Raw genomic sequence first — 11,754 nt, forward strand, 5'->3', positions numbered from 1 at the left:
TAGCTCCAATTGTCTATCGACCGACGCCCAGCATCAACCCGACGCCGAAACGCAGCGCCGAATCGACGACGACGAAAAACAAGCTTGCGAATAGCACCATCAGGATGACGAGGCCGGTCGTGATGAGCGTCTCGCGCCGCGAAGGCCAGGTGACCTTGCCCGCTTCGGCGCGGACTTCCTGCAGGAATTGAAACGGATTGACCATTCGGCTACCGGGCTGTGCGGGGCGCGCGATCCACCCCTCTGAACTCACGTCGCAAAGGACTCGCGCCGTAAAACGATCGCGGCGCGGGACCTGCCGGCCGCGCGCCACGAATTCAAGCGGCTTATAGCCCCTTAGCGCCGCGCCGCCAAGCGAAAAACGCGGGAGCCCTGACCCGTCGACGCCGGGTCGTCCTGCCGCTCACGGCGTCGCGTCGGCAGTATGGCCGGCGGCGCTGGCCTTCGCCAGCTCGACGAGATCGGGCGGCAGCAATCGGGCCTCCTCTTCGGTGATGGACGCCACCCTCCCCGCGAGGTTCGACCCGAGGCGCGCCATCGCCTCTTTCAGGTTTGGAGGATCGTAACGACTACTGGCGCCATAGATGTTGCAGCTGCGGCCGAGCTTCGCCAGCACGCTCCAATGGACCTTCTCATTGACCTGTTCCTCGGCGGGATCGCCGCTGGAGCTGAAAAAACTGTTGGCGGGCGCCCCGGCCGGAAACATCTCGCGGCTGCGCGGAAAATTCCTGTCGATCGGATATTTCTCGGCGGAATCGGGGATGTTTCCGTCGATGTTCGGCGTCAACGTGCGCTTGATCGCCGCTTCGTCGAATGAGAGACCGGTGAGCGCCTGCGTGCGCGCAATCATCCAGATCAAAGCGATGTCCGAAAGCCCCGATTCCGGATAGCCGCCACCGACGTTGCAGTGGACGCCCGGAAACCAGTTCTGCTGGATGTTCGAGGGACGCGGCGCCCCCTTCTTCACCGTCCAGAAAGTCGGCGTAAACGGACGCCGGCGCTCGTCGACGCCGATCGCGTGCAGCGCGTGGTCGACATGCGGACCGAGCTGCGTGTCCTCAAAACCGCCGAACACCGCCAGCGTGACGTAGCGGCCGAGCGGCGCAAGCCCGCTGAAACCGGCAGGCACGCCATAGGAGCCGACGGTGTCGAAAACGCCGAGCAGCTTGATGCGATTGTTCGCCTGAACGTCGGGACCGCTCGGCGGCGCGCCGAGCCGCGACGCCTTCTTCGCGCTCTTATTGGCGCGCGCGATGTCGAAGATGCTTTTGTCTGTCGTCTTTCGGATGCCGCAGTCGCCAATCAGGCCGGCCAAGGCGCGGGCGGCATAGGCGCCGCGCGAAAATCCATAGATATACAGCTCCTGATCGTCCCGATAATTGTCGACGACCCAATTGTAGGCGTCCTGCGCGATGGTCCGCAGGCCGAGGCCGGCGGCGCCGCCGACGATCTTGAATCCTTCGGCGCCGACGCCGGAAAAGTAGCGGACGTTCTGCTCGACGTCGTCTGCGCCTTTCGGCGGGATGAGCTTTTCGGAGACTTTCTCGTCCCAGGACTTCTTGCAGATGCTGGTGAAATCGCGCGGCGTATTCCATGTGCCGTCGAGCAGGACAATGTTGCGAATCATTTTTTCCTCCAACAGCTTAAGCAACTGCGGACAAGGGGCGTCAGGGCGCTTTGCGATGCTGACGCGGTTTGGCGGCCCGGGCAAGCAAGTGGAAAATACTTGGCCAGGAAGGGCGCTCGCCATTATGAAAGGAAAACCTCAGCCAAGCATTGGAGAAACGGATGCGCGCAGGTTGGCTTTTCATGGCCGCATTTGCCGCGGCTGGCCTCGCCGGCTGCAACGCCGCGCGCCAACCGCAGGTCGTTCCTCCCGGACCAGCGGGCCCGCCGCCGGCGCGTATGGTCGAAGCGCCTCCGCCGGACGCCCCGGGCTGCGCCGGCGCCGTCGCGCGCTATCGCTCCGTCATCGACAATGATCTCGCGATGGGCCACGTCAACCGGAGCGTCCATGCCCAAATCTCGAAAGAGATCGGCGAGGCGGCGTCAGCCTGCTCCAGCGGTCAGGACGGCCGCGCGATATCGCTCCTGCGCGCCTCGAAATCGCGGCACGGCTATCCAGGGTGAGGCGCGCGCGCCTGCGACATCAGCTTGGAAGCGCTCCAGACTAGATTGATTGACCTCATGTTTTGGCCTTCTTACTTTCGATGCGGACGCGGCGAGACCGTCGGGGCTCAGCGAACTCGGGAGATGCGGTTTTTGAAGCGCGACCATTTTCTGGGGGTCCTCGTGGCCTCGGTCTTGGGCATTTCCGCCGCCGCTGCGGCTGAGAACGCCTTCACGCTCACGATCAAGGATCATCGCTTCGATCCGGCCGAACTTCGCGTTCCAGCCAATCAGCCGGCGACGCTGACCGTGAAGAATCTCGACGCCACGCCCGAAGAGTTTGAAAGCAAGAGCCTGCGGATCGAGAAAGTGATCCCCGGCAACAGCGAGGCGACCTTTACGCTTCGGCCGCTGAAAGCCGGCCGCTACAAATTCGAGGGCGAGTTTCACGATAATACGGCCAAGGGCGAGGTCATCGCGGAATAGCCATGCTCGGCGCGCTCATCATCGTCTTCCGCGAGGCCATCGAGGCCGGCCTCATCATTGGCATCGTTCTCGCCGTGACTCGCGGCGTCGCCGGCTCTCGCGGCTTCGTCGCGGCCGGCGTCGGAATCGGCGCGCTGGGCGCGATTGTCGTCGCCGCTTTCGCCGACCGGCTCTCGCAAGCTTTCGCCGGCAGCGGGCAGGAGCTCTTTAACGCCTCGATCCTCGCGATCGCCGTCGTCATGCTCGTCTGGCACAACATCTGGATGGCGCAGCATGGGCGCGAGCTGGCGCAGAATCTTTCGGACGTCGGGCGGGCGGTGGCGCGCGGCGACGAGACGCTCTTCGCGCTGACCGCCGTCGTCGGCCTCGCCGTGCTGCGCGAAGGCGCCGAGGTGGCGCTGTTTCTTTACGGCATTCTCGCCTCTGGCGAATCCGGCTGGGACGTCTTCGCCGGGGGACTCGCCGGACTGGCGCTCGGCGCGTTGACGAGCGTCGCGACATTCTATGGACTCGTCGCGATCCCCCCGCGGCGCTTGTTCGCCGTAACGACATGGCTCATCACGCTGCTCGCCGCCGGCCTTGCGGCGCAATGCGTCGCTTTTCTGCAGCAGGCGGGCTTCGTGACGGCGCTCTCCGACACCGCCTGGGACTCGTCATGGATTTTATCGGATAAGAGCATCGTCGGCCGTGTGCTGCACACGCTGATCGGCTATGCCGACCAGCCTTCCGCCATGCAGGTCGCTGTGTATCTCGCGACGCTCGTCGTCATCGTCGCGGCGACCAGATTTTTTGCCGCGCGGCCGCCTTCGGCCTCGGTGGGCGCTCCGGCGGAGTAGCGTTTGGCTGGTCGCGCGCGCGCGGCGATCGACCGCTGCCTCAGCCGCCGCCGAAGAGATCCTCGAATATGCTTCTATCCGGCGCCCCGCGCCTCTGCCGCGGCCGTTCGATCGAGCCGACCGTCGGTATGTCTTCCGGCGGCAGAAGATCGTCGATCGCGCGCGGCGGCTGCGACCTGGGCGGAGCGTCGCGTGGCGCGGGCGACGCCTCCGCTACGGGCGGTTGGTCGGGCGAGTCGCCGGGGATATGGGCGGGCGGTCGCGGCGCCGGCGCCGTTCTCGAGGATAGCGGTCGGGGCGCAGGCCTCGACTCCCCGGTGAACAAGCCGATGAGGTCATCCATCGGCTTGGCGATCTCCTCGGGGAGCGCAATGTTCTCCGACCGCCAGGCGCCCGCGGGCAGTCCGGCGACGGGCTGGCCCTTCAAGGCGACGCTCATGAAGCGGCTCCAGATTTCGACCGGCAGATTGCCCCCGGAAGCCTTTTTCGTCGGCGAGTTGTCGTCATTGCCGAGCCAGACGCCCGCGACCAGCCGGCCCGTGTAGCCGACGAACCAGGCGTCGCGGAAATCCTGACTCGTGCCGGTTTTGCCGGCGGCGTTCCATCCCGGAAGCTCGGCCTTGCGGGCGGTGCCGGTGAGCAGCGTCTCCCGCATCATGTCGTTCATCATCGCCACATATTGCGGCGCGATGACGCGGCCGAGCGACGCATTCTTGCGCTGATAGAGAGTCTTGCCGGCGGCGGTCTTCACCTTGAGAATGACATGCGGTTGGACGCCGATCCCGCCATTGGCGAAAGGCGTATAGGCGGCGACGAGCTCGAGCGGCGTCACCTCCGACGTGCCGAGCGCGATCGAGGCGTTCGCCTGCAGGTCGGACTGGACGCCGAGGCGATGCGCAGTCTTCGCCACGGCCTTGGGGCCGACTTCGAGGCCCACACGCACGGCGACGGTGTTGAGCGACAGCGACAGCGCCTTGGTGAGGGTGACGGGTCCGAGATATTGACGGCTGTAGTTTTCGGGCCGCCAGCCTTTGACGTCGAGCGGACCATCCTCGCGCACGGACTCAGGGGTAAGTCCCTGTTCGAGCCCCGTCAGATAGACAAAGGGTTTGAAGGCGGAGCCGGGTTGGCGTTTCGCCGAGACCGCGCGATTGAACTGGCTGGCCGAATAGTCGCGTCCGCCGACGAGCGCCCGGATCGCGCCGGTGGGATCGAGGGCGACGATCGCGCCCTGGGCTACGCCGAATTTGGCGCCTTTCTCGTCGAGCTCCTGCTTGAGCGCGCCTTCCGCCGCCATCTCCATGCGCGCGTCGATCGTGGTCGTCACGACGATGTCCTGGTCGATCGCGCCGATCGTGTCGTCGAGCATGTCCATGACATAGTCGGCGGCGTAATTGATCGACCCCGCGCCGATGTCGCTTCGGGCGCGTGCGGAATGCGACAGCGCCGTCGTCGCCGTCGACTCGCTGATATGGCCTTCCTGCGCCATGGCGGCGATCACCTGCGCCGCGCGCTCGGCCGCTCCCTCCGGATTGCGATCCGGCGCAAGCTTGCTCGGCGCCTTCATCAGTCCGGCGAGGACGGCGGCTTCAGACAAAGTGATGGTTTTCGCGCCATGGCCGAAGTAGCGCTCGGCCGCCGCTTCGACGCCATAGGCGCCGGAGCCGAAATAGACGCGGTTGAGATAGAGTTCGAGAATCTGGTCCTTGGAATATTTATGCTCGAGCCAGAGCGCGAGGATCGCCTCCTGGATCTTGCGCGAGATGGTGCGCTCCTGGGTCAGAAACAGGTTTTTGGCGAGCTGCTGCGTCAGGGTCGAACCGCCCTGCATGCCGCCGCGTCCCGTGACGTTGCGGACAATGGCGCGGCCGATGCCGATCGGATCGACGCCCCAATGCGAGTAGAAGCGGCGATCCTCGATGGCGATGAAGGCTTTGGGGACATAGGGCGGGAGGTCCGCGAGCCGGATCGCCGCGCCGCCGGTGTCTCCCCGGTTGGCGAGGAGTTCGCCGTTCACGTCGAGGATGGCGATATTGGGCGGGCGTTTGGGCACCGCCAGCTGGTCGATCGGCGGCAGCCGCGCGCCGTAATAGACGGCGAGGCCGCCCCCCGCGATGGCCCCCCAGAGCGCCAGCGTGAAGCTCCAATAGATGAGCGCGCCAAAGAGCGAGCGCGAGCGGCGCGGCGTTTTGCGGGCGCGCGGGCGGGGCGGCGGACGGCGCTCGGCGCGCAATTCGCCGTCATCGTCGTCGTCGAACCGCGGTTCGCGACGCTTGTCGCTGCGCGCCATCGGATACTCGCCTGTCGCCGCCGCACGGGGCCGAAGTGCCTGATGAAGCGTAACGAAGGCCGTTTAAGGGCCGGTTAAGGGGCGGCGTCCTTATGCCATCCAGCATTTGATTGAGCGCAGTCAGGCTGTGGCCAAACCGACACAGGTAAGTAAAATTGAAGCAATCATCTTACGCCGCGCTGGACGCAGGCGCCTCTCCTGCTAACGTTAAGCTAACTTACTAAAGAGTGCATACTCTGCGGCTCGCGCCCAGAGCCAAGCTCTGGGGGGGATCGCCGATGCGCCACATGCGCCGAACGCCAGCTATTTTCGGTCTCCTCTTCCTCAGCGGCGTCTGGGCGTCCGTCGCGCTCGCCCAACAGGCGCTGCCGACGATCGAGGTCGGCGGCGCTCGGCGGCAGGCAAGCGCTGCGCGGCCGGGCCCACCCAGTCCAGGCCGCGCGCTCGCGCCCGCGCCTGCGCAACAACCGTCCTCGACGCTGCTTGCCTTGCGCGACGCTCCGCGCGTTCCGAGCGCCATGCAGCCGGCGCCGGGCGCTGAGATCGCAACCCTCTCTCGCGCGCAAATCGATAAATCGGTCAATTCGCTGACGACCATGGGCGTGGTGAAATATATGCCGAGCGTCACCGTGCGCGAGCGCTTCATCGGCGACCGCAACGGCATACTGTCCCTGCGAACGAACAGCACGCTCGCTGGCGCGCAGACCATGGTGTTCGCCGACAACGTGCTGCTGTCGAACTATCTCGGCAACAGCCCCAGCTTTCCGCCGCGCTGGGGGATGGTTTCGCCTGCGGAAATCGAGCGTGTGGACATCATGTATGGGCCGTTTTCGGCGGCCTACCCGGGCAATTCAATCAGCGGCGTTATGACGATCACGACGCGGATGCCGGAGAAATTCGAGGTCCATTATCAGGGCGACGGCGCGTTTCAGAACTTCGGCATCTTTGGCGCCAAGGAGAACAACCTCTCAGGTCATATGAATTTGTTGATTGGCGATAAGATTAACAATTTGAGATATTGGGTCGGTTACGACTGGCTCGACGCGCGCGGTCAGTCTGCTGATTTTACGGTCGCCAACCCAACGGTAGGGAGCGGCGGAACGCCCGTCATCGCCAAGGGATGGTTCGACGTTGACCCGCAAGGGCGCCCGCGCCTCATTGCCGCGCTGAACGGTCGCGACCATTCGCAGCAACATCTTGGCAAGGTCAAACTCGATTACGAGTTCCTACCCAATGTGCACGCCAAATATCAGACGGGCTTGTGGTCTTTCGTCTCCGACGCGGTTGTGACTCCCTTCCTGCGTCGCGCCGACAATGGCGCCGAATTCTATAATTCTCCAAGTAACGCCGTGCAGTTCGGCCCTTGGCGTTTCAATCTGCCGGCCACAAATCCGGCGCACGCCAACGCCAGCCATCTGATGCAGGCGGCGTCGTTGGTAAAGAAGGATGGCGGCGTTTTCGATTTCGACATCACCGGCACGTCCTATATTTTTCTCCGGGACTATCGCCACGCCGCCGTTCGCTATGGCGTGCAGCCGGGCGGCACGAATGTCGTGCAAACCGGCACATATTGGCGCACGCTTGACGCGCGCGGCACGTGGCGTCCCGAATGGGATCTTTTCGGCAAGCATGAAGTGTCGATGGGCGGCCATTGGGATGTCTATTCGCTGGCCTCGACGCAGACCAATACGCCAGTCTTCACCGACACGTTCTTCACCTCGATTCAGGCGGTTAACACCGGCAAGACGTCAACTAAGGGCGTCTATGTCCAGGACGCATGGCGTGTTCATCCCGACTGGCTGATCAGCGCCGGAGGGCGCGGTGACTTCTGGGAAGCCTTCAACGGCATGAACCAGACGCTGACGGGCTTCAACACCTTTGGCGTTGGAGCGGCGCCGACCTTCTTCACCAATCGTTACAAGCAGTCCTTCTCGCCGAGCGGCGGACTTGTATGGAATGTGTCGCGGGATTTTGTGATGCGCGGCGCGATCGGACGGGCCTACCGCTATCCGACGGTCAATGAATTGTTCCAAAACCTCGTGACCCCGAACGCCATCACCATCGCCAATCCCGATCTTCAGCCCGAGATTTCGACGGTCTATGAACTGAGCGGAGAATATACGCTTGAGAACCTGTGGGGTTCGATCGGCTGGGCGCGGCCGCGCGTCACCCTGTTCATGGACGACCGCTGGAACTCCATCGCCAACCTCATCGATCCGGCTCTTCGAACCAGCGCCAATGTCAATGTCGACAAGGTGCGTTTCCGCGGCGTCGAGGGCGCGATCGACATGAAGGACTTCTTGACGGAACGCCTTGACATCAATGGCAGCGTGACCTTCACCGACGCGAAAACCCTGTCCAATTGGCGCCAGCCCAATACACAGGGCATGCAGTTCCTGCGCATTCCGCGCATCCGCCTGCGCGGTTTTGCTGTCTATACGCCGCCGTGGGAGCCCAATCTCATCCTCTCGGCGGGCGTGCGATACCAAACCGCCGCCTTCAACAACCTCGACAATTCTGACTTCAACCATGACGTGCTTGCCGGCGGCTCCAGTTCGTTCCTGTTTTTCGACGCCAAGGCGAGCTACCGGCTTACGCCCGAGTGGACGCTCGCGGCGGGCGTCGACAATATCGGCCGCTATAAGGCCTATGCCTTTCATCCCTATCCGCAGCGCACCTATTATCTGAGCTTGCGATACGACTTCGCCGAAAAGACTCCAGGCGGTTTCATGCGATCCCTGCCGGGTCTAAATGCTTTGTGATGACGCCATCGCGCGGCGCCCGGCCGAAATTCGTGGACGAACCCCCGGCGGCGCGTCACCCGCCCTTGCGCTTCGCGTCCTGCCGCGCCAAAGTCTTCGCCCCCGGCGCGGCGGCCTGCCGCGCCGCAATCATATGCGGATTTTCCGGCGATGAAGGTCACCATCGAGAGAGCGGCGCTGTTGCGGGCGCTCGGCCATGTTCACCGCGTGGTGGAGCGACGCACGACCATTCCGATCCTGGCGAATGTGCTGCTGTCCGCCAAGGACGGCGCGCTGACGCTCAAGGCCACTGATCTCGATCTTGAGATTACCGAGAAGACCGCGGCGGAGGTCTCCCAACCCGGGGCGACGACGCTGCCGGCGCATACGCTCTACGACATCGTGCGCAAACTGCCGGAGGGCGCGCAGGTCTCTCTGGAAGCCACCGGAGACGCCGGACAGCTGACGCTGCGTTCGGGACGTTCGCGATTCAACCTCTCGAGTCTTCCCGAGAGCGACTTTCCCGACGTCACCTCCGGCGACTTCAGCCATAAGTTCGCGCTCGCGCCGGCGGATCTCAAGCGGCTGATAGAAAAAACGCAATTCGCCATCTCTTCCGAAGAGACGCGCTATTACCTCAACGGCATCTATCTCCATACGCTTGATGTTGAGGGCCGGCCGATGCTCCGGGCCGTCGCGACCGACGGCCATCGTCTGGCGCGGCTGGAGCTTCCCGCGCCTGAAGGCAGCGCGGGCATGCCGGGCGTCATCCTGCCGCGCAAGGCCGTCACCGAAGTAATGCGTCTCATCGAGGATGCGCAGGGAGACGTTTCAGTCGAGCTTTCGATCAACAAGATGCGCTTCACCTTCGGCGACGCGCTGCTGACGACCAAACTGATCGACGGCACGTTCCCCGATTACGGGCGCGTCATTCCCGCCGGCAACGACAAGCGGCTCACTGTCGAGCGCGACGTCTTCGCCAAGGCGGTCGATCGCGTCTCGACGATTTCCTCCGAGCGCGGCCGCGCCGTCAAACTCTCGCTCTCCGACAGCAAGCTCGTGCTGTCCGTCACCAATCCAGACCAGGGCTCGGCGGTCGAGGAGCTCGAAGCCGACTATGACGGGCCGCCGCTCGATATCGGCTTCAACGCCCGCTACCTCCTGGACATCACCCAGCAGCTCGACAGCGACACGGCGCTCTTCAAACTCGCCGACCCCGGCTCGCCGACGCTGGTGCAGGACCGTGACGGGGCCACGGCGCTCTACGTCTTGATGCCGATGCGCGTTTAAAGCTTTAAGCTTTCTCGAAGTAGCGGCTCCCAGGCTTTAATAATCTGTGCTAAATCTATGCGAAGTGCCGGATATTACATTTTTGAAAAACAAATAAAGCCAGAGACATGGAGTCCGGCCGGTATATTATTTTTCGATGGAAGTTCCGCAACGATCGTTAGTTCTTGGAAAAATTTTTCTTCCGGGACCGAAGCTCAGGTTATTGCTGCTGCAATGCGCTATTTCAGCTCTATGGATATCTTGGACGATCAGATTAGGCTCACGTGGTCTTCCTTCACACCAGGTCAATATTACCACAAGGTGGCCCGGCCTGTGGTCAGTTCGCATTGGCAAAACACGAATCACATGCTGCCTTTGCGTCATGACGCACAGCCTGAGGTGCTAACTCATCAAACACACTTAAGAACCCTAATTGGATTGTTGGATAGAATACTGTTGGTCGTTTACCCTTCACGAGACACTCTCTCTACCTACGGCTACGAAATTAGAAACCTATTAATTCTTGCTTGCACCGAGTGCGAAACGCAGTGGCGTGCCGTCCTGCAGGCCAACGGTTATGTAAAGGAACATTACTCGACCAACGACTATGTGCGGCTTGAACGGGTTCTACGACTTCGGGAGTATGAAGTCGCCTTGACCCGCTACCCTTCATTCGAACCGATACGTCCTTTCGGTTCTTGGCATGCGGCGGGAAATCCGACCCAGGATCTGGGTTGGTATAACGCCTACAACGCCACCAAGCACAACCGAAATGAGAATATACCCAAGGCGAGCTTGGGCAATGCTATGACGGCGCTGTGCGCATGTTGGGCAGTGTTAGTAGCTCAATACGGCGGCCCCGTTCTGGGTGACGCTCAGGATATTCGCGAATATTTTGACTTAAAGGCAAAACCGAAATGGGACTTGTCAGAATCCTATATTTTCCACGTGTGTGACGAACATTTTAGGACCTGGAACGCTGTAAGCTGTCCTTTTTAGCTCGCCTCGCAAAGCGCGAGCGTGAGCTGACCCCGGCTCGCCGGCGCTGGTCCAGGACCGTGACGGGGCCACTGCGCTCTACGTCTTGATGCCGATGCGCGTTTAGGTCTTGGAGAGACGCGTTCGTCCCGTTAGGGTCGGCGCGTGCTTGTTGAATTCCCTCGCCTCTGGCCGTGGCTTCTCGCCTGTTTCGCCATCGGCGCCGCCGCCGGGGCATTGACCGGGCGCGCGCCTGAAAATGGCCTCGTCGCCCGCTGGCTGGTGTGGACCGCGCTCGCTTTCGGCGTCGGCCTCCTTCTCGTCCGGCTCGGCGCGCTCGACGCCGCCGCGCCCTTGGTCGAGGGCGCGCTCGCGGCCTATGCCGTCTTGATTGTTGGCGCCGCGCTCTGCGCCTTGGCGCGGCATCGGTCGATCTGGGCGCATGAGGGCTGGGCCGTAGGGCTGGTCGCCGCCTCGCTCCTCTGGGTCGGAGCGGTCGTGATCGGCCAGTCCGACGGCGAAGAGGGTCGCCGCTTTGCCGCGTCGACAAAAAGCGCGGGCGCCGACATGCCGCCCGCGACGTCGCCGCCTGCCGACGAAACACCCACCGCCGGCGCGACCATATCGCCCGTCCACGCGCAAGGGCCGAGCGCGCCAGCCGCGGCCGTATCCGGCGTCATGACGCTCGTCGACTGCCAGACGGCGCTTGAAGCCTCTTCGACGCCCGGCGCACTGGTCTTTCGCAAAGGCAGCGCGCAACTCACGCCGTCAGCAACGCGCGCGCTCGACAAGGCGGCGGCGATCATTCGCCGGTGCCCGGAAAGCGCGACGATCGCGGTCAGGGGCCATGTTCGCGGTTCGGGCGCGAAAGCGCCCAATGACGCGCTGGCGCAGAGGCGGGCGGAGGCGGCGAGGGGCTATATCGAGGGTCAGGGCGTCGGCGGGCGCCGCCTCGTCGCATCCCCCGGCGAAGCGGATCAGGCGGAAAACCGCGCCCTCACCTTTGAGGTTCGATGAGCAGCGCTCGGCGCCGCAACTTCAGGCG

General features: G+C 63.3%; 10 protein-coding genes. 7 read left to right on the plus strand and 3 right to left on the minus strand.

What is annotated here, in order from left to right:
• Positions 1–13: 13 nt before the first annotated feature.
• Both secE and A3OO_RS22520 read right to left on the minus strand, forming a co-directional pair.
• A complete protein-coding gene (secE, locus tag A3OO_RS0104215; RefSeq protein WP_018406587.1) occupies positions 14–205 on the minus strand; it encodes a preprotein translocase subunit SecE in 192 nt (63 codons plus the stop codon).
• 198 nt (positions 206–403) lie between these two features.
• Positions 404–1,627: a DUF2235 domain-containing protein gene (locus A3OO_RS22520; RefSeq protein WP_198008749.1), complete on the minus strand. Its 1,224-nt coding sequence runs from the start codon at positions 1,625–1,627 to the stop codon at positions 404–406.
• A 161-nt stretch (positions 1,628–1,788) separates the two neighbouring features.
• Here A3OO_RS22520 and A3OO_RS0104225 point away from each other — a divergent pair, with 161 nt between their 5' ends.
• The 3 genes from A3OO_RS0104225 (at position 1,789) to A3OO_RS0104235 (ending at position 3,431) form a co-directional block, all read left to right on the plus strand.
• Entirely contained in the window at positions 1,789–2,130 is a 342-nt protein-coding gene (locus A3OO_RS0104225; RefSeq protein WP_026222682.1) for a hypothetical protein, read from the plus strand.
• Between the two features lie 123 nt (positions 2,131–2,253).
• On the plus strand, positions 2,254–2,595 hold the full coding sequence (locus A3OO_RS0104230; protein ID WP_018406590.1) for a cupredoxin domain-containing protein: 342 nt from the start codon (positions 2,254–2,256) through the stop codon (positions 2,593–2,595).
• A 2-nt stretch (positions 2,596–2,597) separates the two neighbouring features.
• A complete protein-coding gene (locus A3OO_RS0104235) occupies positions 2,598–3,431 on the plus strand; it encodes an FTR1 family iron permease (RefSeq protein ID WP_018406591.1) in 834 nt (277 codons plus the stop codon).
• Between the two features lie 40 nt (positions 3,432–3,471).
• Here the strand turns inward: A3OO_RS0104235 and A3OO_RS0104240 are convergent, their stop codons facing one another.
• A complete protein-coding gene (locus A3OO_RS0104240; RefSeq protein ID WP_018406592.1) occupies positions 3,472–5,721 on the minus strand; it encodes a transglycosylase domain-containing protein in 2,250 nt (749 codons plus the stop codon).
• Between the two features lie 287 nt (positions 5,722–6,008).
• Between A3OO_RS0104240 and A3OO_RS21095 the strand changes: the two genes are divergently transcribed.
• From A3OO_RS21095 to A3OO_RS0104255, 4 genes are all read left to right on the plus strand, one after another.
• A complete protein-coding gene (locus A3OO_RS21095) occupies positions 6,009–8,483 on the plus strand; it encodes a TonB-dependent receptor (protein ID WP_198008750.1) in 2,475 nt (824 codons plus the stop codon).
• Between the two features lie 150 nt (positions 8,484–8,633).
• Positions 8,634–9,752 carry a DNA polymerase III subunit beta gene (dnaN, locus tag A3OO_RS0104250; protein ID WP_018406594.1) on the plus strand — a complete coding sequence of 373 codons (1,119 nt, stop codon included), beginning with the start codon at positions 8,634–8,636 and terminating at the stop codon, positions 9,750–9,752.
• Positions 9,753–9,809: 57 nt separating this feature from the next.
• Positions 9,810–10,730: a hypothetical protein gene (locus A3OO_RS23445; RefSeq protein WP_156824750.1), complete on the plus strand. Its 921-nt coding sequence runs from the start codon at positions 9,810–9,812 to the stop codon at positions 10,728–10,730.
• A 144-nt stretch (positions 10,731–10,874) separates the two neighbouring features.
• On the plus strand, positions 10,875–11,726 hold the full coding sequence (locus tag A3OO_RS0104255; RefSeq protein ID WP_018406595.1) for an OmpA family protein: 852 nt from the start codon (positions 10,875–10,877) through the stop codon (positions 11,724–11,726).
• Positions 11,727–11,754 lie beyond the last annotated feature (28 nt).

The sequence above is a fragment of the Methylocystis rosea SV97 genome, assembly GCF_000372845.1.
Lineage (GTDB): Bacteria > Pseudomonadota > Alphaproteobacteria > Rhizobiales > Beijerinckiaceae > Methylocystis > Methylocystis rosea.

Excerpts from the sequence above, each read along its gene's own strand:
- A3OO_RS22520 (WP_198008749.1), bottom strand. The coding sequence starts at position 1,627 with ATGATTCGCAACATTGTCCTGCTCGACGGCACATGGAATACGCCGCGC.
- dnaN (WP_018406594.1), top strand. The coding sequence starts at position 8,634 with ATGAAGGTCACCATCGAGAGAGCGGCGCTGTTGCGGGCGCTCGGCCAT.
- A3OO_RS0104235 (WP_018406591.1), top strand. The coding sequence starts at position 2,598 with ATGCTCGGCGCGCTCATCATCGTCTTCCGCGAGGCCATCGAGGCCGGC.
- A3OO_RS23445 (WP_156824750.1), top strand. The coding sequence starts at position 9,810 with ATGCGAAGTGCCGGATATTACATTTTTGAAAAACAAATAAAGCCAGAG.
- A3OO_RS0104230 (WP_018406590.1), top strand. The coding sequence starts at position 2,254 with ATGCGGTTTTTGAAGCGCGACCATTTTCTGGGGGTCCTCGTGGCCTCG.
- A3OO_RS0104240 (WP_018406592.1), bottom strand. The coding sequence starts at position 5,721 with ATGGCGCGCAGCGACAAGCGTCGCGAACCGCGGTTCGACGACGACGAT.
- secE (WP_018406587.1), bottom strand. The coding sequence starts at position 205 with ATGGTCAATCCGTTTCAATTCCTGCAGGAAGTCCGCGCCGAAGCGGGC.
- A3OO_RS21095 (WP_198008750.1), top strand. The coding sequence starts at position 6,009 with ATGCGCCGAACGCCAGCTATTTTCGGTCTCCTCTTCCTCAGCGGCGTC.
- A3OO_RS0104225 (WP_026222682.1), top strand. The coding sequence starts at position 1,789 with ATGCGCGCAGGTTGGCTTTTCATGGCCGCATTTGCCGCGGCTGGCCTC.